The following is a 26,927-nucleotide window of genomic DNA, read 5'->3' on the forward strand; positions in this document are numbered from 1 at the left end:
TAACCTATTTTACTGCAATTTTCTCTGAACAGTGTATTTATCCTCTTCAAGTTCATCCTTATGTTCCAAAATATCGCCATTATATATCCAAACCTTCACACCAATCAAACCAAATGTTGTCAAAGCCTCTGCAAATCCGTAATCAATATCAGCTCTAAGGGTATGCAAAGGGATCCGCCCCTCTTTGTATGATTCAGTTCTAGCCATCTCAGCCCCATTTAATCTGCCAGATATGGTAACCTTGATACCCAGCGCCCCACCCCTAATGGCTCCGGCTATGGCCTGCTTTATTGCTCTTCTGTAGGGGAATCTACCCCTTACTTGAATTGATATCTGCTCAGCTATTAATTTTGAGTTTCTCTCAACCTTTTTTACTTCAATAATATTTATGTATACAGACTTGGAAGCAATCTTCTGAATATCCTTCTTCATTGCTTCAATATCAATTCCTTTCCTACCTATAAGAATTCCTGGCCTTGCAGCATGTATATTGACATTGACTCTGTCTGGGAACCTTTCAATAATGACTTTAGCAATCCCCGCATTTTGATGCTTCTTCTCAATAAACTCCCGTATGGCTAGATCTTCATGAAAATATTTGACGTATAAATCCTTCTGTTCATGCCAAATAGAATCCCATGTTCTAATTATGCCAACTCTAAGGCCTATTGGATTGACTTTTTGTCCCATTTAACTATCCTATAATTTATTCCTGATCAGACAATACAATCATTATGGTGCTGGTACGCTTTCTTATTCTTGTCGCCCTTCCTCGAGCTCTGGGCATATATCTCTTTAATGTAGGTCCCTCATCAATACATATTTTTTTAATATATAGATCATCTTCTAAAATATCAGGATTTTTGTATTTAGCATTTGCGCCAGCTGAATATAGGGTTTTTAATATCATCCCTGACGCCTTCTTTGTAATAGCCTTCAAGGTTTCTACTGCTTCACGAAAAGAATATCCCCTTATTTCATTTGCTACAAGCCTTGCCTTTGAGGCGGATATCCTATTGTAACGGGATATTGCTCTGACGTCCATTACCTCTTTCTCCTCGCTATCTTATCATCCTTGCTTGTATGTCCTCTATATGTCCTTGTAGGAGAGAACTCACCCAGTTTATGACCCACCATATTCTCTGTAATATACACTGGGATAAAAACCTTTCCATTATAGACCATTAAAGTATGGCCTATCATCTCAGGAAATATTGTTGATCGCCTTGACCAAGTCTTAATAGCCCTTTTAGTGTTAGAAGAATTCATCTCTTCTATTTTTCTAAAGAGCCGAATATCTATATATGGCCCCTTTTTAATTGATCTAGCCATTCTATTTCCTTCGCTTTAATATCATTTTATTGCTGTATTTGTTCTTCTTCCTTGTCTTATAGCCCTTTGTCGGAACTCCTGTTGGAGATACTGGATGCCTACCACCTGAGGCCTTACCCTCCCCTCCACCAAGGGGATGATCTACTGGATTCATTGCAACACCCCTAACCTTTGGCCGTTTATTCAACCACCTCGATCTCCCAGCCTTGCCAATATCGATGTTAACGTGATCCTTATTCCCTACCTCTCCAATAGTCGCATAACATTCCTTATGTATTTTTCTTAATTCACCTGAGGGCAACTTTACTAGAGTATAGTTTCCCTCCTTTGCTGTTATATGAGCCGAGGTGCCAGCCGATCTGGAAAGCTGACCCCCTTTTCCCCTATGCAGTTCAATATTATATATGCTTGTCCCAAGTGGAATCTTCTTAAGTGGAAGCGCATTCCCTACTTTAATCTCCGCACCTTCGCCAGACATTATCCTATCATCTACCTTGAGGGTGTCAGGAGCAATAATATATCTTTTTTCACCATCCCTATAGGCTATCAGTGCTATATTTGCAGATCTATTTGGATCATACTCAATTGTCTTCACCAGTCCCTCAATCATATATTTATCTCTCTTAAAATCTATTGCCCTATATTTCCTCTTATGCCCCCCTCCCCTTCTGCGAACAGATATCTGACCCTTAAAACCCCTTCCTGCATACTCTTTCTTCCCAGTGCATAGACTTTTTAAAGGCTTATCAGTAGTAATCTCATCAAAGGTGAGTACTGTTTTATATCTTAATGTTGGCGTGACAGGCTTAAATTTTTTTATCCCCATCTAATATTCCTAATATTCAATTTATTAATTAATAACTAAATATAATTACTGATGCTCAAAAAGCTCAATCTTATCTCCCTCTCGCAATGTTACTATTGCCTTTTTCCAGCCTGAAGTGTAACCATATTGGTATCGAACCCTTTTACGACGTCCCCTTACATTCATGACATTAACCTTAACAGGATTAACGTTATAAATCTCCTTAACAGCCTTTTTAACAAGATGTTTATTGGCTTTCATCGACACACGAAAAACATATTTATTTTCTTCTGACATAACAGTAGTCTTTTCTGAAACCACTGGTTTGACCAATATGTCATTATAATTCATAAGATCTTACCTCAATACTACTTAGCAAATTCATCATTGATGATCTTCACTGCGCTCTCAGTAAAGAGTACTGTTTGGGAATATAATATATCTCTGCTAGATATCCTTTTCGCATTATTATATACAAACCAAGGAATATTCCTTATAGCTCTCTTAAGCATGGGATCTTCATCATGAGTCACAAGCACACCCCTACCAATCTGCAGGTTTGTTCCAATACGTGCTATCTCCTTTGTCTTCCCGCTTTCAATCTTAAAATCCTCTACTACCTTTATTGATCCTTCCGTCGCTTTTAAGGAAAAGATGGACCTATAGGCCTCCCTTTTCATCTTTTTGGGCAATTGAACACGATAACTCCTTGGCTTTGGTCCAAACACAACACCACCGCCCCTCCACTGGGGAGACCTTATGCTTCCATGCCTTGCTCTACCTGTACCCTTCTGCCTCCAGGGCTTTGCACCCCCACCCCTGACATCCCGACGCTCCTTTGTCGAGTGTGTACCCTGTCTTCGGTTAGTATTTAACGCCCTTATCAACTCGTATATCAAAACATCATTAACCTTAGCCTTAAACACGCTTTCAGAGAGTTCAACACTCCCTATCACCTCTCCATCAATGGAATACTTGTCCACGTCCATCCTTATCATGCCCTCTCGCATACAGTGATTATCGAATTTTTTCGACCAGGTATAGCACCTGAAATTAGAACTACATTTTTATCCTCAAATATCTTTACAATATTTAGGTTTTTCGTCGTCACCTTCTTATTACCATGCCTTCCTGCTAATTTCTTCCCCTTCCATACCTCGCCAGGATAAGCACACCCCCCTATCGAACCGGGCGCTCTATGAAATTTCGAACCGTGGCTCTTCCTCCCCCCTCTAAATCCATGCCTTTTAACAACACCGGTAAAACCCTTACCCTTTGACATGCCTGTTACATTAACTATATCGCTTTCCTGAAAAATATTACATGTTATCACACTACCCACGTCTAAGGAATTATCAAAAGCATCAACCTCTCTGAAAATTTTCTTTGGCAATATTCCTTTTTTCTTTAAATCATCCATAATTGGCTTTGATAATGCCTTCTCCTTAGCATCAATATAGCCAAGCTTAATGGATGAATACCCATCCCTTTGGACTGTCTTTTTTTGAACCACAACACAAGGTCCCAATTCACATACAGTCACTGGAACGACCCTACCATCATCACAAAATAACTCGCTCATTCCAAGTTTTCTACCAATTAGAGCTTTTCCCATTTCACTTACCCATAAAAGTTAATAATCCCAAAAACCACGATTAAATCGACATGCTTTGTATATATAATCACTTAAAATCGACTGAAATCCCGATGCAGCCAAAAATCAATCATAACAGATGATTTATAATAAACTAGGATTTAATATCAACAGACACACCGGCGGGGAGTTCCAACTTCATAAGCGCTTCAACAGTATCTGAATTAGGATCAATAATATCAATTAAACGCTTATGAGTTCTAATTTCAAATTGTTCTCTCGATTTCTTGTTTACGTGCGGTGATTTCAAAACACAAAATCTCTCAATCTTGGTTGGCAGGGGAATCGGCCCAGCCACCCTTGCACCACTCCTCCTTGTGGTCAACACTATTTTAGCCGCCGATTGATCCAAAATAGTTGAATCAAAGGAACGTAGTTTTACTCGAATTCGTTGTTCACCGATTTTAGTCACTTAACCATTCCATTATCATTTATTAAACTCATCATCCCCAATAACACTTTCAGATCATTAGTCAACAGCCATTAAAGATAATAATGTTAATCGCTTCCATCTTTCTAATGCACTTTACTACATATAATCAGTCAGCGAGTATGTATTCCCATAATGCTTAAGCTACTGTTTTATAAAATAAACCTAAAAACCAATCATTGAATAATTAACCATGAACATCTTAAGGCTATTTCTTTCAATAAAAAAAATGTTAACTTTTCCCTGAGATCAGATAATATTATATTCAACACTGATGGATATAATATCAAATTAGTTCTCGAACTCGTTGAACCTAGTAGCTCAAATCCTTAAGCAATTCGACAACTATTAAGATGAGTCAAAATAATGTCAAACATTTTTTAAAATTATCAATCAATTATCTTAGTCACAACACCCGCCCCTACAGTTTTACCACCTTCTCGAATGGCAAACCTCAAGGTCTCCTCCAGGGCTATGGGTGTTATTAAATCAACCACCATCTTTATATTATCACCAGGCATCACCATCTCCACACCCTCTGGCAATTGAATAATGCCTGTGACATCGGTGGTTCTAAAATAGAACTGCGGTCTGTAGTTGGAAAAAAATGGCGTATGCCGCCCACCCTCTTCCTTTGACAATACATAGACCTCTGATTCAAATTTTTTATGAGGTGTAATTGATCCTGTTTTTGCCAACACTTGGCCTCTCTCCACCTCATCCTTGCCTATTCCTCGAAGCAAACACCCTACATTATCACCTGCAATCCCTTCATCAAGTATCTTGCGAAACATCTCAACACCGGTCACGACCGTCTTCCTCGTATCGACAAAACCTACTATTTCAATCTCTTCCCCAGTTTTTACAATTCCCCTCTCAATCCTTCCAGTAACAACGGTTCCCCTGCCTGTGATTGAAAATATATCCTCTATGGGCATCAAGAATGGCTTATCTCTATCCCTCTGTGGCTCCAATATATAATCATCTAATGCTTCAGCTAATTTTAAAATAGATTCACACTTGTCACAATCTTTATTTCCACATCCACACTCCATTGCTTGCAACGCTGAACCCGCTACAATTGGAATATCATCCCCAGGGAAGTCATATTTACTAAGTAATTCTCGAACTTCCATCTCAACAAGCTCAATCAACTCATCCCTGTCGGATGGATCAAGCATATCAACTTTATTGAGAAAGACTACGATCTGTGGCACATTCACCTGTCTCGCCAGAAGCACATGCTCCTTTGTCTGCGGCATTGGCCCATCAGTCGCTGCGACAACTAAAACAGCGGCATCCATCTGAGCCGCACCAGTAATCATATTTTTAATATAGTCAGCATGTCCAGGACAATCAACATGAGCATAATGCCTATTCGCTGTCTCATACTCCTGGTGCGAAGTTGCAATCGTTATACCCCTTGCCTTCTCTTCAGGCGCATTATCAATTTGATCAAAGTCAATCGCCTTGTTGCCTGCTCCAACGGCATTGGTCAAACACTTAGTTATTGCTGAGGTCAACGTAGTCTTGCCATGATCGATATGACCAATCGTCCCAACATTAACATGGGGCTTGGACCTATCAAACTTTTCTTTTGCCATCTCATCTCTCCTTTTAATATTTTCATAGCTTTATTTTTATATTATTCATCATTCTTTTCGATCATAAAAGCATCATTTGATAGATGATAAATTATATTTTCGAATTTAATGTATATATACTATATAATCAAAATAAATTAAAGAAAAATTTAACGCTGTGTTGCTACATATAAAAAATAAAAAAACAAGCTTATGTCAACCAATTTATTCTATAACAAAAAAAAATTACCATAATCATTTCAATTCTAATTCAACATAACTTTGTATTAGCGATCTAATAAAATGTTTAATAACAACAAGCTACTTTCAATAAAGACGATGGTGTATCCCAACACAATTGTATGAGGATTGATAAAACCGATACAGATTCATCTAATCAAATCCGTTTAGAATTCCCTCCCGGTCAATCTGCCAATAATATTTTCAACAATGTTTCTTGGCACAATATCATAATGACTGAATTGAAGGGTATGCGTTGCGCGTCCCTGACTCTTTGATCGTAAACTGGTCGTATATCCGAAAACCTCAGACAAAGGAACATAAGCATTTATTATCTTCAAATGGCCCATCATGTCTATCCCATCAATCTTGCCTCTCCTGCTATTAATATCATTGATAATATCCCCTGTATACTCATCAGGGGAAACAACCTCAAGTTTCATAATAGGCTCAAGCAGGGTTGGCTCCCCCTTCCTTGCCCCATCCTTCAACGCCATATTAGCTGAAATCCGATAAGCAACATCAACAGAATTCCCATCAATAAATGACCCTCCCAATAAAGATATCTTAATATCTACCATCTCGTATCCCGCCAATACACCTGCCTTCATAGCATCTAGTAGCCCATCCCTAATATGAGGGATAAACATCTCAGGTATCTCACCATTCATTATATTATTATTAAAAACAAATCCCGTTCCTGGCTTCAATGGCTCCATCTCTATTATAACATGCCCATATTGCTCATTCCCTCCAATCTGTTTTGTATATTTATATTCGGATACACTCTTTCTTGTAATAGTCTCTCTATAGGCTACTTGGGGATTTCCTACATTAGCATGAATACTGAACTCCCGTAATAACCTGTCTGTAATAACCTCAAGATGCAATTCACCCATTCCATATATTAGTGTCTCGCTGCTATCAGGATCATGACGGACAATGAAGGTCGGATCCTCTTCTTCCAGGCGTGCTAATGCTTTGTGGAATTTTTCCAAATCTGCCTTTGTCTTTGGCTCAAAACTCTTAGAGATTACTGGTTCAGGGAATAACATCTCCTCCAACAAGATCGGTGCGTCTCTACTCGCAAGGGAATCGCCGGTCCTTGCAGATTTCAATCCAACAACAGCGACAATATCTCCAGTATACACCTCCTCAACATCCTCCCTTTCATTTGCATGCATTCGCAAAATTCTACCTATCCTCTCCATTTTATTCATTGACACATTAAACACCTGGTCTCCGGTTTTAATATGTCCTGAATATACCCTTATGTATGACAACTTACCCACATAGGCATCAGTGGCTATCTTAAAAACCAACGCGCAGAATTTCTCCTTATCATTAGCATCCCTCTTTATGATCTTATCAAAATTCTTCCAATCATGTCCCTCTATAGACTTCATATCCTTTGGAGATGGAAGATAGTCAACTATAGCATCTAATAATGGCTGCACACCCCTGTTCTTCAAGGCGCTTCCACAGAAGACCGGAAAGAGGGCTGAATCGATTGTGACTCTCCTTATCGCTTCCCTAATCTCTTCAACTAAAGGGATGATCCCATCCACATATTTCTTCATAATCTCATCGTCATGCTCTGCCAAATTCTCAATTAACCTCTCCCTATTCCTCTCAGCTTCATCACTCAAGTCATTTGGAATTTGGACCTCCTCATACTCTTCGCCTAGGGCATCCCTCCAAACAAGGGCCTTCATTTCAACAATATCAACAACTCCTACAAAATCTTCACCTGAGCCTATAGGTATCTGAAGAATCAAGGGTACAGAAAACAATTTCCCCTTAATCATCTCTACACATCTACCGAAATCAGCCCCTATTCTATCCATCTTATTGATGAAACAAATTCTGGGTATATTATACCTATCCGCCTGCCTCCATACAGTCTCCGATTGAGGCTCAACCCCTCCGACAGCATCAAAAACTGCAATAGAAGAATCCAAAACCCGTAAGCTCCTCTCCACCTCAACGGTAAAATCCACATGCCCTGGAGTGTCTATTAGGTTTATTCGAGCATTCTTCCAGAAGCAGGTAGTTGATGCTGCTGTAATAGTAATCCCCCTCTCCTTCTCCTGAACCATCCAATCCATCTCAGCAGTGCCATTATGCACTTCACCCATCTTATAGGTCTTACCAGTATAATATAGAATCCTTTCAGTTAGGGTGGTCTTACCTGCATCAATATGGGCCATAATCCCTATATTTCTTGTTCTGCTAATTGGCAACTCTCTGCCCATATATCCTCTTTACAGATTATAATGTTTGTACTCAAAGATTTAAAATCCTCGAATAAAAAAATATTTCACACCCTATATAAAACTATCCATATAATACTAAATACCAGGGTCTATACCCTGGTATCTTTTTTACAATTGCAATAAGTATATCGTGAATGTGTTTAAAACAATTTACTTAAATCCCAAGTCGAAACATCCTACTCAATACCTACCATCTGTAATGCGCAAAGGCCTTGTTTGCTTCAGCCATCTTGTGAGTATCCTCTCTCTTCTTTATTGAAGCCCCTGTAGTATTGTAAGCATCCAAAATCTCTCCTGCTAACCTCTCATACATAGTCTTCTCTGGCCTACCCCGTGCATTACGAATTATCCATCTTATTCCCAATGCCTGCCTTCTCTTTGGTCTTACCTCCACAGGAACTTGATAAGTGGCTCCACCAACACGCCTGGATCTTACCTCAACTTCAGGCTTTACGTTTTCAAGAGCCTTGGTAAATACTTCGATTGGATCCTTCTTTGTCTTTGTCTCTAACAAATCCATTGCACTATAAAAAATTGTCTCAGACACTCCTTTCTTGCCCTTGAGCATCATACAGTTGACAAATTGAGATACCAACCTGCTCCCATACTTGGGATCAGGCAAAACTTCTCGGATTACTGCTCTCCTTCTTCTAGACATCTCATCCCTTTTATTATATTATTATTCATATATAAAGACTAAAAAACCTAAGCCCTTGGCCTTCGAGTTCCATATTTTGATCTTCCCCTTTTTCTATCTTCCACACCAAAGGCATCTAGAGCACCTCTCACAATATGATACTTTACACCAGGTAAATCCTTTACCCTCCCACCTCTGACTAACACAGCGGAATGTTCCTGGAGATTATGTCCTACACCAGGGATATAAGCGGTTACCTCCATACCATTAGTTAACCTCACTCTAGCTATCTTCCTCAAAGCAGAATTCGGCTTCTTAGGTGTCACTGTCATAACCCGAGTGCATACACCCCGCTTCTGTGGGCATCCCCTTAATGCAGGAGATTTAGACTTCTTTCTCTTCTTTTCTCTTCCATATCTGATTAACTGATTAATTGTAGGCATTTCGACCTCATGATTGTAGTATCTATTATTGATCATGCCTTTCCAACATGATTACAACCTAATATTAAGAGGATACTTATCCCCCTTCTCATTATTATAATAGCTTTTAGATTTTTTCTTGCTTAAACCTGAATATAGACAAAATATATTTCTTATATTGTATTCAATAAAAAGTCATAAAACAAATCTATGATCTAATCTGTGTCTCCTGTAATAAGGTTAATCATAGTAGAGTAATCATTAACTTAAAGCGAGAGCCTGCTGTGATCATATTTTTTACTACTAATCGTTTCTATTCACTCTTTGTCAAGAACTTTTATTGAGAAGCGCTACCTCCTTAATCTCTTCAGTCTCCTCCTGAATAATTCCATCAAGATCGCCAGGGGAATCCTGATAAATATTTATGCTCCTATATTTCTGGATACCTGTTCCGGCAGGGATCAAATGACCAATAATAACATTCTCCTTGAGTCCATGAAGATGATCAACCTTACCTTTAATGGCTGCATCAGTGAGAACCCTCGTTGTCTCCTGAAATGATGCCGCTGAAATAAAGGAATCAGTATTGAGCGCTGCCTTGGTTATTCCAATAAGGATCGGCACTGCTGTAGCAGCCTTACCGCCCTCGCTAATGACCCTCTTGTTTTCATGAATGAAATCGAACTTATCTACTATTTTTTCGATAACAAAGAAGGTATCCCCAGGATCAGTTATCTTTACTTTTCTAAGCATCTGCCGAACAATAGTCTCTATGTGCTTATCATTTATACCTACACCCTGGAGTCTATAGACCTCTTGTATTTCATTAACAAGAAATTTTTGCAATTCCTTTGGCCCTTTTATTCTTAATATATCATGAGGATCAATCGGCCCGCCATCAATCTTCTCACCCTTATATATCCAGTCTCTATCCTGAACCCTTAAAAACCTTGAGGCTGGAATAGAATACTCCTTCGTAACTCCATCTTCAGCTTGAACAATCACCTTCCTCTTATTCTTAATTGTATCACCGATTTTCACCTCCCCATCCAATTCAGAGAGGGTCGCAGCATCCCTCGGGGACCTTGCCTCAAATAATTCAGCTACACGAGGCAAACCACCTGTAATATCCTTTGTCCTTGCAGCCTCTCGAGGAATTTTTGCTAAAACAACGCCTGATTTAACCTTATCCTTATCAGTGACCATAAGATAAGCTCCCTTAGGCATCAAATAGGTGGTGGGTTCTTCTGAACCTTGACTATAGATATTTATTCTAGGCTGTAATTTCTCGACCTTGTATTCGACTATTGTCCTCTCGACAACACTTGTCTGAGGATCAACCTCCTCCCTTAGGGTCTTATTCAATTCAATATCAATAAATTCAACCTGACCTGATATTTCAGTTATTATTGGCTCCAACCATGGATCAAAAGATGCCAATACAATATTTCTATCATAAAATTTTCCAGCCTTAGCATAAACCTCAGTTCCAACATTAATCGGTATTGAATGGGTATCCCCCAATAGGTATATCTTTCGTTTATCTACCTTGACTATTCCTGAATTAGCTGTCTCTACCACCTCGCCATCAGCAGAACGGACAATAGAAGAACCTCTATAGATCTTTTCGCCATCTTCAACCAACAACTCAGCATCATCCATAATGTTAAACTCATTTATTACCCTCTGAATCAGCAGATATCCCCTTCTTACAGATATGGTCTTCTTATCTTCAGTCCTTATTGTCCGAAAGGTTATGTCCTTTACATATACAGGATAATTTAATTTAATCTCATTCTCCTCAAATGAACTCGATGCTATTCCACCAATGTGAAATGTTCTCATTGTAAGCTGAGTTCCTGGTTGCCCAATAGACTGAGCAGCAATAATTCCTACTGCTTCACCAATATCAACTGATTTTGCATTTGCAAGATTCCTTCCATAACACTTAATACAAACGCCATATCTAGCCTCACAAGTTAAAACAGAGCGTATTTCAATAGAATCGATATTCAGTTCATCTATTACAGCACTGACCCCTTCATTAACTATTTCATCAGATTGACAAATAACCTCGCCTGAAACTGGATGTATCAGATCATAGAGTAGAGTCCTACCCAGTATCCGTTCCCCAAGTGATTCGATAATTTCATCCCCTTCTTTAATCGGATAGAAATCTATGCCAATAGTCGTGCCACAATCCTCCATTGTGACAACAACGTCTTGTGCAATATCAACCAATCTCCTTGTAAGGTATCCTGCATCCGCAGTCTTTAGGGCTGTATCTGCGAGCCCCTTTCTTGCTCCATTTGTAGAGATAAAATATTCAAGTACTGTTAAACCCTCTTTAAAATTCGCTCGAATCGGGATATCAATAATCTCACCAGTGGGTTTCGCCATCAGACCACGCATTCCAGCTAATTGGTTTATCTGCTGCTTGCTGCCCCTGGCTCCAGATTCAGTCATAACAAAAATCGGATTAAGGCCATTATGATCTTTAGATAGTTCGTTAAACATGCTATCAGAAATTATTTTATTGGTATTGGTCCATACATTGATAACCCGATTATATCTCTCATCATCAGTAATAAAACCATTCCTGTACTCATTCTCAATCTCTTCAACTTTACTATTAGCCTCATCAATGATTCGATCCTTTTCAGGAGGGACAACAATATCAGAGATAGATATCGTCGGCGCAAATTGTGTCGCATATCTATAACCCGCCTCCTTAATATCATCAAGTACCTTCGCTGTGATCATGGGACCATACTTACTGAATACATCTGAAATAATCTTGGATAGCTCTTTATCATTTAGAGTCATATTGATAAAGGGGTATCCCTCAGGCAATAGATTATTAAACATCAAACGGCCACCTGTTGTATCAATGAACTCATCATTTATTAGATATTTTATCCTTGTGCTGACACCAATCTGTCCATAATCTATGGCTCTAATCACCTCAGCAATATCGTTAAAGTGCTTCAGTGAAGCATCATTGTTCTCAATCTCTGAAGTTAGATAGCGCATACCCAACACTATATCTTGGGTTGGTGTAACGATGGGTTGTCCGTTAGCAGGCGAAAGGAGATTGTTTGTTGACAGCATTAGAGTCCAACATTCAATCTGAGCCTGTGGGGAAAGGGGTACATGCACTGCCATCTGATCACCATCAAAATCAGCATTGTAGGCATGACATACTAAAGGATGTAGTTTTAAGGCCTTTCCTTCAACAAGAACCGGCTCAAAGGCTTGAATTCCCAATCTGTGTAAGGTAGGGGCTCTGTTCAGTAGAACCGGATGTTCAGAAATAACCTCTTCAAGTACCTCCCAAACCTCAGATCTCTCGCTCTCAATCATCTTCTTCGCTGATTTGATATTCTGGGAATAATCATTCTCAACCAATCTCTTCATTATAAAAGGCTTGAACAATTCAATAGCCATCTTTTTCGGCAAACCACATTGATAAAGCTTTAATTCAGGCCCAATGACAATAACAGATCTTCCTGAATAATCAACCCGTTTGCCAAGGAGGTTCTGACGAAACCGCCCTTGCTTACCCTTCAACATATCACTCAGAGATTTCAATGGACGATTTCCCTTACCCTTAACCGCCCTCTTCCTTCTGCTATTATCAAAGATTGCATCAACAGCATCCTGCAGCATCCTCTTCTCATTCCTGACGATGATCTCTGGTGCGCGCAACATTAGGAGTCTCTTCAATCGATTGTTCCTATTGATTACTCGCCTATATAGATCATTAAGGTCTGAGGTTGCGAACCTTCTTCCATCAAGCTGCACCATTGGCCTTAGCTCTGGTGGAATTACTGGTATAACATCAAGAATCATCCATTCAGGTTTATTTCCAGAATCCCTGAAGGCCTCTATAATCTCTAATCTCTTAATTAACCTCTTGTCTACCTTTGATGCTTTATCCAGGATATCCTCTCGAAGAATCCTCGCTTCATCATCAAGATCGATTCTCCTCAATAAATCCTTTACTGCCTGAGCGCCAATATCAGCAACAAAGGTGTCACCCTCATTCTCATAATAGTAATTATATGCATCCTCATCAATCAATTCGCCTGTCTTCAAATCCGTATTACCTGGCTCAATTACAATATACCTCTCATAATATAGCACCGACTTTAGTGCATTGACAGATAGATCGAGAAGGAGTCCAATTCTAGAAGGAACTGACATATAATACCAAATATGAGCCACTGGAGTGGCAAGTTCAATGTGCCCCCCCCTCTCTCTTCTAACCTTATAATGAGTGACCTCAACACCACATCTATCACATACTACACCCTTATATCTTATAGATTTAAACTTGCCACAATAGCATTCCCATTCTTTAGTTGTCCCAAATATCCTTTCACAGAACAAACCATCCCGTTCAGGCTTCAATGTCCTATAGTTTATGGTTTCAGGCCTTTTAATCTCACCATAAGACCATTCCCTTATCTTGTCAGGCGATGCAAGCTTAATACGTATTATGCTAAAATCGTTAAAGTCCCTCATCTTTTCCCCTTTTATTCACTTATTGAAATAATAATAAACATATATTAAAAAAAGAAATCTTTCATCTCATCCGACGACTTTAACCCACTAGAATGCTTTACAACAATAATCCACTTATACATCAAACTGTATTTTTCTCCTTGGTCTGTTAATGCCCCCACTCCACTCTGACAGATTGATCTCTTCTCCATCTTCATCACAAATTCTGATATCCAAAGCCAATCCCCTCAACTCCTGAATGAGAACATTAAATGACTCAGGCACACCTGGAGATGTATGATCTATACCCTTTACAATTGCTTCGTATATTCTGGCTCTTCCAAGCATATCGTCTGACTTCACTGTTAGAAGTTCCTGTAATGTGTATGCAGCACCATATGCCTCAAGGGCCCATACTTCCATCTCACCCAAGCGCTGTCCACCAAATTGAGCCTTACCTCCTAAAGGCTGTTGGGTAACAAGCGAATAAGGCCCTGTTGATCTTGCATGGATTTTATCATCAACCATATGAGCAAGCTTCAATATATATAAATATCCGACCATTACAGTTTCTGAAAAGGCCTCTCCTGAACGACCATCATAAAGAACCGTTTTGGAACTCACAGGTAATCCAGCCTTTTCTAAATACCCTTTAATATCCTGTACGGTAGCGCTCTCAAATATTGAGGTTTCAACCTGAAAATCCAACTCCTTTGCCGCCCAACCAAGTTCCGTTTCAAGGAGTTGCCCGAGGTTCATTCGTGAAGGAACAGATAAAGGATTTAATACTACATCCAAAGGCGTGCCATCGGGAAGATATGGCATATCATACTCTGGCACAATTTTTGAAATAACACCCTTATTCCCATGACGACCCGCAATTTTATCCCCAACAGATATCTTTCTCTTTGCTGCAATGTATACCTTGTAAAGTTCTTCAACTCCAGGCGCTAATTCATTTCCATCCTCTCTCGAAAACTTCTTAACATCTATCACTATCCCTTCTATTCCATTAGGAACCCTGAGAGACGTATCCCTTACTTCTCTAGCCTTTTCGCCAAAAATTGAATGTAATAGCTTATACTCTGGTGTAATATCCTCCTCTCCCTTTGGAGTCACCTTCCCAACAAGGATATCTCCTGGCATGACATAAGCACCTATCCTTACAATCCCCTCAGAAGTAAGGTCTTTAAAAGCCTTTTCGCTCAAGTTTGGAATATCCCTGGTAATAACCTCCCTACCAAGTTTTGTCTCCCTTGCCTCTATCTCGAGTTGTTCAATATGAACTGAGGTATATATGTCCTCCTTCACCAACCTCTCTGATATAATAATTGCATCTTCAAAATTATATCCCATCCAAGGCATAAAGGCTACTAATACATTTTTCCCTAAAGCCAAGCGTCCATTGTCAATTGCCGGACCATCAGCAAGAATATCACCTATCTTCACTTTTTGACCGACCTTAACAATTGGTTTTTGATTAAAACAGGTTCCTTGATTTGTTCTTCTAAACTTGGATAGAATACACTCCTCCATCTCCCCATTATTTGTTTGAATTATTATTCTATTTGAATCAACATAATTAACCATCCCTGCCTTCTTAGAGATGAACAGAACACCTGAATCATAAGCCGCTGCCTTTTCGATTCCAGTGCCGACGAGAGGAGCCTCTTCAGTTAATAATGGCACCGCTTGCCTCTGCATATTAGAACCCATCAGGGCCCTGTTCGCATCGTCATGTTCAAGAAATGGGATCAAGCTGGTAGATACCGAAAAAACCTGTGAAGGTGATACATCCATATACTGAATCTCTGATGGCCTTTTATACGGGAAGTTGCCCTTATTCCTGCATGGATTAAACTTATTGATAAAATTCCCATCCTCATCCAACTCAGCATTTGCTTGTGCAATAAAATACTTATCCTCTTCATCAGCTGTGAGATACTCTATCCTATCAGTTACTCTACCATTCTCCACTACTCTATAAGGCGCCTCTAAAAAGCCATATTCATTGATTCTGGAATATGTACAAAGAGAAACAATTAGTCCAATATTTGGTCCTTCTGGGGTTTCGATCGGGCACATCCTTCCATAATGGGATGGATGCACATCCCTAACCTCAAAACCTGCCCTCTCCCTTGAGAGCCCACCAGGACCAAGGGCATTCAATCGTCTTTTATGGGTAAGTTCTGCAAGCGGATTAGTCTGATCCATAAATTGCGAGAGTTGGCTGGATCCAAAAAATTCATTGATCACGGCCGTGATTGGTTTTATGCTAATAAGAGCCTGTGGGGTTACAGCATCAAGGTCTTGTATAGTCATTCTTTCCTTTATCACCCTTTCCATCCTTTGAAAGCCGATCTTAACCTGGTTCATAATCAACTCGCCAACTGATCTGACCCGTCTGTTTCCAAGATGATCAATATCATCAACATAGTAACCATCAACCTCTGATATTAAATAAAGAAAATACTTTACCGTAGCGATAATATCTTCTTTTGAAAGGGTCTCTGAATACATCTCTTTGCTATCAAAATCGAATTTCTTATTAATCTTATATCTTCCAACACTACCCAGACTATATGTTCGAGGATTGAAAAATAGACGATTGAGTTCTACTTTAGCATTATCGATGTTTGAAGGTTCTCCAGGTCTCATATAAGAATGAATTTTCAGGATTGCCTCTTCAGAAGAGTAGCATTCATCCCTCTCTAATGAATTGATAAGAAATGAATCATCTTTATTATCAGGGAAGGCGATCAACTCAACCTCATCAATCATCTCTTCCTTAAGCCTATCCACGATGTCAATATTGATCCTCTCTCCAAGTCCTGCTATGACCTCACCATGCTCCTTACTAACAACCTCCTTCGCAATTCTTCTACCAATAATACTATTGAGATCATCCTCACTATCAATTTTTACAGCATCCACATCATAAAAAAGCCTTATTATCTCTTCATTTGATTCATACCCTAATGACTTAATCAACAATGTGACAGGAAATTTCTTTTTCCTATCTATTCTTGCAATAATAAAACCCTTCATATCCATCTCAAATTCAAGCCAGGAGCCCCTATCAGGTATAATTCTTGCACTAAAGGTTCTATCCTTCTCCTCATAAAAGAAAAATATACCAGGAGAACGATGTAATTGATTAACGACTACCCTCTCTGCCCCATTGATAATAAAGGTGCCCCTCTCTGTCATAAGAGGGATATCACCCATGTAAACCGTCTGCTCTCTAACCTCCATGCTATCCTTTTTAATCAGTCTTATGGTTGACTTCAGTGGCGCAGCAAAGGTTACATCCCTATCCTTACACTCCAATTCTGAGTACTTAGGGTCCCCAATCTCATATTCAATAAACTCAAGCACTAGATCCTCATGTGGGCTTTCAATTGGGAAAAATCCATCGAATACAGCCTGGAGCCCCTGACACTTCCTCTTCGATGGTGAGATATCGCTCTGTAAAAACCAATCATATGACAATAATTGGATTTCTATTAGATTTGGAAAATCCATTCTTTCAAAATTCTTCCCAAAACTGACTACTCTTGTTTCTTCCAGCATAGATATGGTATCCTCGCAATCAAATTAGTTTATTATAAATTTCCTAATCTATTTATCATAAGTTAAGTAGAACAGTGAACAGAGATTTTAGTATACAAGCATTCGACACAGAAAAATGAATATCATCCCTTTAGAATCCATAAAGCCTAAGAGTCATAAACATACATTATCTCCATTTGATATCAATATTGAATGAAAATATATGTTAGTTATTCCATTATAATAATTATACACCATTAACCAGAATAGGCAAATCAATGAACAGAGGGTTATTATTTAATCTCAACTGTTGCTCCAGCATTTTCAAGCTGTTCCTTAATCTTCTCAGCCTCTTCTTTAGAAATCTTTTCTTTAACAGCCTTTCCACCAGCCTCTACTAAATCCTTTGCCTCTTTAAGGCCCAGAGCGGTAATAGCCCTGACCTCTTTAATTACCCCAATCTTCTTATCCCCGAAACCTGTGAGGATTACATCAAATTCAGTTTTCTCTTCTGTTTCCGCTTGTTCTTCCCCACCAGAGGCTGGAACCCCTCCAACCGGACCGATTGCAACAGGTGCTGCTGCGGAAATTCCAAACTTTTCTTCTAAGGCCTTTACAACATCTGCAGCCTCAACTAATGTCAAATTTCCGATCACTTCTACTAATTCTTCAACTGAAAGCTTTTCCATTATTCTTTTTACTCCTTATACTTAGTGAAATTATTCAAGTTAATACGGCCTAATCCCGCAAAAACTTATAAGGGTAATTAACATTGCATTCATATAACGCTTAACGATGCAATATTATCTATCTTGACATAGAACCCTCTTTACAAACCTTAAAAAAGCATTATCCATAATTATGAATAAAACAATTAGCCATCCTTGACTTATCTTGATGTGTAATCATGTAAATTATAAAAAAAATATGTCCAAGTAATTGAAATAAATAAAATGTAGTAAAATAGGAATAATTTGGTGGCATGTATATGTTTATAATATAAATCAATATTAAAACGATACTTAATTTTTCTCTGCAACTGCCTGTATACCTCTCGCAAGTGATGCTATACTCTGATTTATAATTTGAGAAAGCATAGTTGCAGGTGTGTTCAAGAGCGACATGATCTTTCCGATTAGAATTTCTTTTGATGGAAGATCTGCGATACGCTTTAATGAATCCTCCTCATATATTACATCATCCATTACACCTAAAAAATAGCTGAAGTTTTCCTGTTCCTTTCCAAATTCCTTCAACATTTTTGCAGCATCACTTAAATCTTGATTTGTGAAGGCAACAGCTATAGGACCTTTAAGAAAATTGCTAATATCCTTAAAGCCTGCCTCTTGAAGCGCTCTATTGAAAATATTATTCTTTATTACCTTATAGTCTATGCCCTTCTCACGGAGTTTCATCCTCAAACTACTTAAATCTTTAACCTTTATACCAGAATAGTCTGTTAAAATAATATTCCTCTTCATTTGCAATTTGTTTACTAATTCTGCTACTCTATCAATCTTATATTGCTTAATCACTATCTTACAATCCCCTTATGATTAATTTTGATTCCTCCTCCCATGGATGAAGAGATATGAAGAGATTTGATATAATTGCCCTTCGCATCTGAAGGCTTATCCCTGACAATCTGATTATAGAAAGCCTTTATATTTTCAATAATTGAATCATTATCAAAAGATATCTTGCCAACACCCATATGAATAACACCCGTCTTATCCGCCCTATATTCCGCCCTACCACCCTTCAACTCAGAGACAATCCCCTTTATGTCATCTGTAACGGTTCCGGCCTTAGGCTTAGGCATCAATCCCTTTCTTCCCAAAACTGGCCCAAGTTTTCCAACTTCCTTCATCATATCAGGTGTAGCGACTACTGCTTGAAAATCAATCCATCCATCTTTAATCTTCTCAAGAATATCCTCTGCTCCAACGTAATCAGCCCCACTATCCAAGGCCTCCTGCTGCTTCTCACCTTTGCATATAACAAGCACCTTTATTGTCTTCCCCGTTCCCTTGGGAAGCGTCACTACACCTCTAATGTTTTGATAACTCTTATGAATAACCTTGATAGCCGCTTCAACAGTCTCATCAAAACTTGCATATTTGATATCCTTCATAAGTGTAACAGCATCCTCAACGTTGTACAACTTTGTTTTATCAACCTTTTCTCTTGCGTTTGTAATTTTATTGCCGCGTTTCATCCTTCTTGTCCTCACATCCAAGAGCGATATATTCTAATTAATTATGACTTTATCAAACTCGAACATATTTATTATATGATGCGTCAACCTATGAATAATCATAGCAATTCAGACATCCTAGTCACTAACAGTCACTCCCATTGACCTAGCTGTTCCCCCAATAATCTCTATTGCCGCATCTACTTCATTCGTATTCAAATCAGGCATCTTGATTTGAGCTATAGCCTCAAGCTGCTCCCTCTTAATACTTCCGACATGCATGCGATGGGGCTCGCTAGAACCCTTCTCAATATTTAACGCCTTCTTAATTAATACTGCTGCTGGAGGTGTCTTAATGATAAAAGTATACGATCGATCTTTGTAAACTGATATGACAACTGGTAATATTGTACCCTGTTGATCCTTGGTCCTTTCATTAAAAGCCTTACAGAACTCCATTATGTTCAAACCATGCTGCCCCAGAGCTGGCCCAACAGGAGGGGCAGGATTAGCCTCTCCACCAGGTATCTGTAATTTAATTTGTACAGCAATTTCCTTTTCTTTTGCCATCACTATTCCCTTTATTATACTATCTCGATCAAATCTCTTTAATCATAACATTTATAACACTTATACAACTTCAACCCGGATCAGAATAGGCATTAACTATAACAAGCTCTTATAAAAATCTCTCAATGCTTGCCTTGGCAATCTTTTAATAAGAACTAATCTTCTACAATCTTCCAATCTGAATATAATCCAATTCAACTGGTGTACCACGTCCAAATATCTCAACTCTCACCCTCACCCTTCCCTTATCAGGATACACCTCATCTATAACCCCACTAAAATTACTAAAGGGCCCATCTATGACCTTAACATGCTCACCAATGGAAAAATCTATAGAGGCTGAAACCTTCTCTTTTGCCTTCTGTTGACCCATCTGATCAAAGAGTGTATCAACCTCATTTTTTGATAATGGTTTCGGTTTATCAGATCCATATACACCAACAAAATTGGTCACACCAGGAGTGCTTCTAACAACACTCCAAGTTTCATCGTCCAAACCCATTTCAATTATTATATATCCAGGGAAAAACTTTTTCGACTTAACCTTCCTCTTGCCATCCTTTACTTCAGTAATGTCAACAGATGGGATCCTAATCTGATATATTTTATTCTCTAATCCTAAATTCTTTATTTTTTTCTCCAGAGCGAGTTTCACCTTATTCTCATGCCCGGAATATGTATGAACGACATACCATTCCTTTGCCATTTAATACATCACCCTCTTTATTATTGACATAAGCATTGTATCCACCAACCACAAAAAGACAGCTATAAATACAACCGCTACAACCACAACAATCGTAAAACTGGTTACTTCATCCCTATCAGGCCAACTGACCTTCCTAAGCTCTTCCCTTGACTCGCGGATAAAATCAAATGCCTTCTTTATCACAACTTTTTCCTCTTTATGAAGAGAGATATCATTATAGCTACTTCCTCGCCTATAAGGATATTTAAATCACTACTCAATACTAATGTATTGTATCAAAATAATCAAATAACCTAACACAACAGATCAACCCAGATGCATGAAACACTTCTATCAACTCATCTCTCCTTGCTTCATAAATTCTCTCTAATTTTATGGGAAACTATCAACACAGAATTAATTGTTTAATCAATATATAATAATATTGATTATGCTTTTGTTTCCTTGTGAAGCGTATGCTTGTTGCAGAATTTGCAATATTTATTGATCTCAAGTTTCGCAGTTCTGTTTTTCTTATTCTTTGTGTTTACGTAATTTCTTCTTTTACATTCTTTACAAGATAAAAGGATTATATCTCTCATTATTCAGTCCTGATCAACATAAAAGTAAATGACAATTATTATTATCGATCATTTTCAGTCAAGTGATTTATTTTAATTGAATCAAATAAAATTAAAGACGAACTCTAAAATGTATGCCAAGGAAGAGGAAGGTTTCTGATCATTTTGGTATATTGATAGAATATAATCTCTTCTCTGACTATTATAAGGGACAATTATACTTAATTCCATCTTTTTTTATAAATTTTTTATAAATAATCTGAAAATCCATCAAGATTTATTGTTATTAGGGAAGATAAACTCATTACACTAAATATTGAAGTTTGAATGCGAGTAAATAGTATTCTGAATTTACAATAACAAATAACCACAACCCATAAATTCATTCAAAAAGACCATAAATTACACATGAAGGAGCATTAAATGAAATTTGGGAATAACTAATTGGTTTGTATTTCTCACATATACCGAATTTCTTCATAAATAATATAGAAATCTATACATATATGGTTTAACTGATTATTCTGTTTATAATATCTGGAAAAATATTCTGTTATATTAGCCAAACATCTCCTAGCCCACGACCAGGCTTGAACTGGTGACCTTTTGCTTACCATGCAAATGCTCTACCAACTGAGCTACGTGGGCATATTTAAACATAAGACAATAACAATAAAGTTAATATTTGTCAATAGTTTTTTAAGAACATTCTACCGGCTTTTCGAAAGCATTCTCCAATAAATTTTTAAAGCATATATAATTACCTAAAACATACTCTGGAGGGTAAAAAGAGGCAAATGAATATTAATCTTTTAGTATAATTTCGCTTCTCAAGAAACAAACTATTCGTTGAAAAACTGAAAATCTCCTTCTTTTAATAATCCAAATATCAAATGTTATGAACATATCTTGGACTGTTTGTAATAAAACAATGAAAAGCTTAATGAAAGGGATTTCTCTATATCTCAGAGAAGTCATCTTAATTTAATAGGAGGTTAAAATAATTCTCAACCAAAGCGATCATTTCAGCAAATAAGAATTATAAATTCAATCCGCTATAGCGTCTCTTCATGCCTCTACTGAGAGATCAATTCATTATTAAAATGCACAAAACATGGTATATCCTCATCCACTAATCTCTGTTTATATCGCTTGACATCTATTGAGGAATTGATGCCTCCAATCCTGACCTTATACATATCATCCTCATGCACTAGTCGGATAGGATTATCAAACATAATCTCTAATCGTCTCTTTAACTTTTCCGCATTTCTCCTGGAATAGAATGCACCAGTCTGAATCGAATAACGATTCGAGCTTAAATCATCTGAAAAATTATTCTCTTCGCCATAGATACTCCTTCTACTATCACCCGCTACAAGTTCTATCTCATCCCTACCTGAACTCCTGCTGCCATATCTATTATAATTACTATTCCTCACTATCTTTATACCTACTTCAGTCTCTCCATCTGTTATCATATTGATTTCTTTAGCTGCAGCATAGGAGAGATCTATTATTCGGCCATCCCTATAGGGGCCTCTATCATTGACCACCACCTTCACCTCTTTTCCATTATCGAAATTTTTCACAAGAATCGCTGTTCCGAAGGGAAGAGTCTTATGAGCAGCAGTCAATCTATGCATATTGAATCTCTCCCCAGATGCTGTTATCTTCCCATGGAACCTTCTCCCATACCATGAAGCTAAACCTTTTTGATAGAACCTCTTCTGCGAAAGTGAATCATTCCTATCATTATTATAATCATCATCACCCTCTAACTTATTGTATATATTAGCATTATCCTCTTCTTTAATGATATTACCCCTATCGTATCTGCTACCTCTTTTAAGAGATACTTGCTCATACCTACCCTCGTCCTCATAACGATAATGCCTTACATCATCCCCCTCAGCAGAAACCTGCCCTATTCCTCTCTGATTTACACCTCTATCTCTGACAACTGACCTGCTAGGTGTACATGATGTAATAAAAATGGATATCAACCAGAAAAATGTAATAAACCTTATCATATATCTCATTATCCGATACCTCCACAGACTAGTCTAATTAGCATATCGGAACACTTAGAGACCAACTTTACATGAAAAAATATCTTATATTTAGCATTGTTGTATAAATACATTTCACAAGGAAGCGAATAAAGGATTAAGATAGGAATGATATAACTCTGTATTCAGTTCACGTTGGGATGGGAAGAACCTACATATTGAAAGACGAATGATAGCTCGTAATTTTCTGAAAATCCTTACCTGTCGGATTTTGAAATATTCTGAGTTCGAATTCAGGTACTACTGCTAAAATATGATCGAATATATCAGACTGGATTCCTTCATAACTTGTCCAAACAGTATCATTTATAAAGAGATAAATCTCCAAAGGCAATCCACTAGGGCCTGGCGCTAATTGCCTAACCATACAGGTTAACCCCTTATGAACCTTATCGTGCTGCCTTAGGTATGCTTCGACGTATGCTCGAAATGTTCCAATATTTGTCAAGCGCCGTCCATTAAATATTTGATTATTATCTATACCACGATCCCTATTATACTGTAGAATCTCTTCATTTTTACATTTTATATACTCGCTAATCAAACTTAATTTACTGAAATGTTGTATCATCTCATCAGTACAAAATTTAATACTTGCTTGATCGATATAGAGGGCTCTCTTGACCCTTCGACCTCCTGTCAACTGCATTCCACGCCAGTTTTTGAAGGATACATCAATCAACTTATGGGTCGGAATTGTTGTTATTGTCTTATCCCAATTCTGTACCTTAATCGTATGCAAAGCAATATCAATCACATCTCCATCTGCTCCAAATGCTGGCACCTCAATCCAATCGCCAACCCTGACAAGGTCATTGGAAGACATCTGCATACTTGCGACAAGAGACAGGATTGTGTCACGAAAAATAAGAAGTATTACTGCGGTTAACGCACCTATGCTGCTGATTAAAAACCATGGCGAACGTCCAGTAAGAATTCCGATAATAATTATTACACCGGAAATGTATATTATAATTTTTACAATCTGGATATATCCCTTAATAGGTTTCCCCTTGGCATATTGAAGCTTATCATAAATAGCATTGAGAGCGCTTAAGGCTGTTCCAATAATCATAACAACGAACAATGACATCAAAGCAATTGAAATACGTTGCACAATCTGTTCTATGGAAGGCACTATATATGCAAAGTTATATACAACAAGAATTGGAGCGATATATGCGATACGACGCAATACCGCCTTATCCAACAACAGATCATCCCACTCTGTTTTGCTTTTTTGTATTAGTCTGCTAAGCCAATGAAAGAGAAACTTCTTTGTAATAGAAAAAACTGCAAATGCCAACAGGGTAACACCACAGATTGATACAATCTGACCCAAAACTGGATTTTTTAAAAACCAGTTACTTAGCGTCTCAAATCCCATAAATCCCCTCAATTTTCATTATATTTTAGGATTTATCCTGCGTAAGCAGTCATTACGGGGCAATGGATAGCCCCTTTTACCCACTTATCCTTAGTAAAAGGCAACAATCCCTTAATACTCGATCAATACATTACTGATTAGTATTAAGAGTATGTCCGTGAATTAACTCATCACTCGTTGCTTCACGAATATCCTTAACCAATACATCAAAATTAGCTGTAATTCCTGCTAAGGGATGATTACTGTCTACGGTAATATTATCCCCTTCAATATCGACAATTGTTAAAAGCTGTATGCCTGATGACCCTCTAGCCTGAAATTGCATCCCTTTCTTTAATTCATCAACACCGAATCCATCAAATTTATCTCTAGGTATAACATGAAGTAGTGTTTCATCGCGATGTCCATAACCCTCTTCAGGTTGAATAGTAACATTAATTTTGTCATTTACCGATTTACCGGCTAAGGCAGACTCCAGTCCAGAGATTAGTTTACCAATACCATGAATATAAGTTAACAGTCCGCTAATTCCTGAACTATCAATGACTTTATTCTGTTCATCGGTTATGGTATATTCAAGAGTAACAACCTTATTCTTTTGAATTTGCATAATTCATCCTATTTTCAATAAATTTTAGGTATACTGATAAAATCATTTATCCAATCATAATTTAACGCTATTATCTCAAACTTAAAGAATAATACGAAAGTAAATAATAATTCTAATAGCCTATCCCCTTCGATTCTCAAGCATTACTTATCCCTACATATGATAAAGATTAGTTAATCCTATTCCTTCTTTGAATGCACCATCGGGACAAACCTTACATATGTAATTGTCTTTTTCACCATTTTACTCTGTTTCTTTTCAAGTTTTACAAGTTGTTGAGTAAATTCCCCAACTGGGGCAACCATGATGCCTCCCTCCTTGAGTTGGTCAAGCAATGTTTCAGGAATTTTCGGCGGACTTGCTGTAATAATAATTACATCAAAAGGGGATTCTTCCGGCCATCCATAATACCCATCCCCTAGTCTCACATGAACATTGTAATATCCCAAATCCTTAAGCCTCATCTTTGCTGATTTTCCGAGAGCCTCTATGATCTCTATTGTATAGACTTCCTTAGCGAGCAAGGATAATACTGCAGCCTGGTAACCAGAACCAGTGCCAATCTCTAAAACCTTCTCATCACCATCCAATTCACAGAGTTCAGTCATTAAGGCAACAATATAGGGCTGCGAGATTGTCTGACCATGGCCAATTGGTAATGGATGATCCTCATATGATTCATTTATATTTCGATGAAGCACAAACCTGTGCCTCTCAATCCCTCTCATTACCTGTAATACTCTCTTATCCCTAATTCCCCTAGCCTCAATTTGCTTAGTTATCATCAATTCTCTTAATCTTGTCAAATCCTTCTCCCCCCATACTCCACATAATGTCATAGAACTACATAGAATAATTATAATAATCATTTTAGCTTTTGAGATTAACATCTACTAGTCATACCCTTTACTTAATAAATATGGGCTACGATTTCTGTTTTCAATAAGTATTATATTTATTAAAAATACACATTATTCTCATTCATTCTTTGAAAATCTTATTGATTTTTTATGATTAAACGTTTTCAATATTAATCTGTGATAAAAAAACTATACGACTATTCATAAAAAGAAAAGAAGATATAGTAACTTTTCAAAAAGCGATGAGCGTTCCCTCCTGCAGTAGCTATTACTGCAATACTTTTGCTATTTGTAAGAACTTAGAGATAACAATGTTTATAATTTAGTTATTAATTTATTTTATCATCTTGCCAATAAATCATATTGGAATTAAACTGTAAAATATATCAAGCTAAAATAATAGGCGATAATAATATTTTTTAAATACTACACTCAAAATGTGAAGAAATGGATCAAATGAGACTATGATCTTTTTAAAGAGCAATAGAAGAGAATATTCACTTATTATGAAAGTTATAATTGAGC

General features: G+C 37.7%; 25 protein-coding genes and 1 tRNA gene. All 26 read right to left on the minus strand.

The window, feature by feature from the left end; translation table 11 throughout:
* Positions 1-9: 9 nt before the first annotated feature.
* The gene (gene rpsC / locus SVZ03_15145; GenBank protein MDY6935548.1) at positions 10-690 is read right to left on the minus strand and encodes a 30S ribosomal protein S3; all 681 of its coding nucleotides are present in this window, start codon (positions 688-690) and stop codon (positions 10-12) included.
* A gap of 16 nt (positions 691-706) precedes the next feature.
* Positions 707-1,045, minus strand: a complete 339-nt coding sequence (gene rplV / locus SVZ03_15150) for a 50S ribosomal protein L22 (protein ID MDY6935549.1) — start codon at positions 1,043-1,045, stop codon at positions 707-709.
* Complete coding sequence (gene rpsS, locus SVZ03_15155; GenBank protein ID MDY6935550.1) at positions 1,045-1,332, minus strand: 30S ribosomal protein S19; 288 nt, start codon at positions 1,330-1,332, stop codon at positions 1,045-1,047. Before rpsS ends, rplV begins: the two co-directional genes overlap by 1 nt.
* Before the next feature lies 1 nt (position 1,333).
* Complete coding sequence (gene rplB / locus SVZ03_15160; GenBank protein ID MDY6935551.1) at positions 1,334-2,158, minus strand: 50S ribosomal protein L2; 825 nt, start codon at positions 2,156-2,158, stop codon at positions 1,334-1,336.
* Between the two features lie 45 nt (positions 2,159-2,203).
* Positions 2,204-2,488, minus strand: a complete 285-nt coding sequence (gene rplW, locus SVZ03_15165; protein MDY6935552.1) for a 50S ribosomal protein L23 — start codon at positions 2,486-2,488, stop codon at positions 2,204-2,206.
* Positions 2,489-2,505: 17 nt separating this feature from the next.
* Positions 2,506-3,135, minus strand: a complete 630-nt coding sequence (gene rplD / locus SVZ03_15170) for a 50S ribosomal protein L4 (GenBank protein MDY6935553.1) — start codon at positions 3,133-3,135, stop codon at positions 2,506-2,508.
* Entirely contained in the window at positions 3,132-3,752 is a 621-nt protein-coding gene (gene rplC / locus SVZ03_15175; GenBank protein ID MDY6935554.1) for a 50S ribosomal protein L3, read from the minus strand. Before rplC ends, rplD begins: the two co-directional genes overlap by 4 nt.
* 133 nt (positions 3,753-3,885) lie before the next feature.
* Positions 3,886-4,194: a 30S ribosomal protein S10 gene (gene rpsJ, locus SVZ03_15180; GenBank protein MDY6935555.1), complete on the minus strand. Its 309-nt coding sequence runs from the start codon at positions 4,192-4,194 to the stop codon at positions 3,886-3,888.
* 416 nt (positions 4,195-4,610) lie between these two features.
* A complete protein-coding gene (gene tuf, locus SVZ03_15185; protein MDY6935556.1) occupies positions 4,611-5,825 on the minus strand; it encodes an elongation factor Tu in 1,215 nt (404 codons plus the stop codon).
* 386 nt (positions 5,826-6,211) lie between these two features.
* Positions 6,212-8,299, minus strand: a complete 2,088-nt coding sequence (gene fusA, locus SVZ03_15190) for an elongation factor G (GenBank protein MDY6935557.1) — start codon at positions 8,297-8,299, stop codon at positions 6,212-6,214.
* 208 nt (positions 8,300-8,507) lie between these two features.
* On the minus strand, positions 8,508-8,978 hold the full coding sequence (gene rpsG, locus SVZ03_15195; protein MDY6935558.1) for a 30S ribosomal protein S7: 471 nt from the start codon (positions 8,976-8,978) through the stop codon (positions 8,508-8,510).
* A gap of 47 nt (positions 8,979-9,025) precedes the next feature.
* The gene (gene rpsL, locus SVZ03_15200; GenBank protein MDY6935559.1) at positions 9,026-9,400 is read right to left on the minus strand and encodes a 30S ribosomal protein S12; all 375 of its coding nucleotides are present in this window, start codon (positions 9,398-9,400) and stop codon (positions 9,026-9,028) included.
* A gap of 306 nt (positions 9,401-9,706) precedes the next feature.
* Positions 9,707-13,906, minus strand: a complete 4,200-nt coding sequence (rpoC, locus tag SVZ03_15205) for a DNA-directed RNA polymerase subunit beta' (GenBank protein ID MDY6935560.1) — start codon at positions 13,904-13,906, stop codon at positions 9,707-9,709.
* Positions 13,907-14,020: 114 nt separating this feature from the next.
* Positions 14,021-17,458 (minus strand): DNA-directed RNA polymerase subunit beta, encoded by a 3,438-nt coding sequence (rpoB, locus tag SVZ03_15210; protein ID MDY6935561.1) that lies wholly within the window; start codon positions 17,456-17,458, stop codon positions 14,021-14,023.
* A gap of 272 nt (positions 17,459-17,730) precedes the next feature.
* The gene (rplL, locus tag SVZ03_15215) at positions 17,731-18,126 is read right to left on the minus strand and encodes a 50S ribosomal protein L7/L12 (protein MDY6935562.1); all 396 of its coding nucleotides are present in this window, start codon (positions 18,124-18,126) and stop codon (positions 17,731-17,733) included.
* A 333-nt stretch (positions 18,127-18,459) separates the two neighbouring features.
* Positions 18,460-18,972 carry a 50S ribosomal protein L10 gene (gene rplJ / locus SVZ03_15220; protein ID MDY6935563.1) on the minus strand — a complete coding sequence of 171 codons (513 nt, stop codon included), beginning with the start codon at positions 18,970-18,972 and terminating at the stop codon, positions 18,460-18,462.
* Positions 18,972-19,655 (minus strand): 50S ribosomal protein L1, encoded by a 684-nt coding sequence (gene rplA / locus SVZ03_15225; GenBank protein MDY6935564.1) that lies wholly within the window; start codon positions 19,653-19,655, stop codon positions 18,972-18,974. The genes rplJ and rplA overlap by 1 nt, the downstream gene beginning before the upstream one ends.
* A gap of 117 nt (positions 19,656-19,772) precedes the next feature.
* Positions 19,773-20,204 carry a 50S ribosomal protein L11 gene (rplK, locus tag SVZ03_15230; GenBank protein MDY6935565.1) on the minus strand — a complete coding sequence of 144 codons (432 nt, stop codon included), beginning with the start codon at positions 20,202-20,204 and terminating at the stop codon, positions 19,773-19,775.
* Between the two features lie 163 nt (positions 20,205-20,367).
* Positions 20,368-20,910, minus strand: coding sequence for a transcription termination/antitermination protein NusG (gene nusG, locus SVZ03_15235; GenBank protein MDY6935566.1), 543 nt, complete (start codon positions 20,908-20,910; stop codon positions 20,368-20,370).
* Positions 20,911-21,096 (minus strand): preprotein translocase subunit SecE, encoded by a 186-nt coding sequence (gene secE / locus SVZ03_15240; GenBank protein MDY6935567.1) that lies wholly within the window; start codon positions 21,094-21,096, stop codon positions 20,911-20,913.
* A 245-nt stretch (positions 21,097-21,341) separates the two neighbouring features.
* Positions 21,342-21,497 carry a 50S ribosomal protein L33 gene (rpmG, locus tag SVZ03_15245; protein ID MDY6935568.1) on the minus strand — a complete coding sequence of 52 codons (156 nt, stop codon included), beginning with the start codon at positions 21,495-21,497 and terminating at the stop codon, positions 21,342-21,344.
* Positions 21,498-22,048: 551 nt separating this feature from the next.
* Positions 22,049-22,121 (minus strand) — tRNA-Thr (locus SVZ03_15250).
* Positions 22,122-22,549: 428 nt separating this feature from the next.
* Positions 22,550-23,515, minus strand: coding sequence for a septal ring lytic transglycosylase RlpA family protein (locus SVZ03_15255; protein ID MDY6935569.1), 966 nt, complete (start codon positions 23,513-23,515; stop codon positions 22,550-22,552).
* A gap of 181 nt (positions 23,516-23,696) precedes the next feature.
* Entirely contained in the window at positions 23,697-24,932 is a 1,236-nt protein-coding gene (locus tag SVZ03_15260) for a mechanosensitive ion channel family protein (protein MDY6935570.1), read from the minus strand.
* Positions 24,933-25,062: 130 nt separating this feature from the next.
* Positions 25,063-25,542: a peptidylprolyl isomerase gene (locus SVZ03_15265; GenBank protein MDY6935571.1), complete on the minus strand. Its 480-nt coding sequence runs from the start codon at positions 25,540-25,542 to the stop codon at positions 25,063-25,065.
* A gap of 179 nt (positions 25,543-25,721) precedes the next feature.
* Complete coding sequence (locus SVZ03_15270) at positions 25,722-26,348, minus strand: protein-L-isoaspartate(D-aspartate) O-methyltransferase (GenBank protein ID MDY6935572.1); 627 nt, start codon at positions 26,346-26,348, stop codon at positions 25,722-25,724.
* Between the last annotated feature and the right edge of the window lie 579 nt (positions 26,349-26,927).

It is taken from the genome of Spirochaetota bacterium (genome assembly GCA_034190085.1).
Lineage (GTDB): Bacteria > Spirochaetota > UBA4802 > UBA4802 > JAFGDQ01 > JAXHTS01.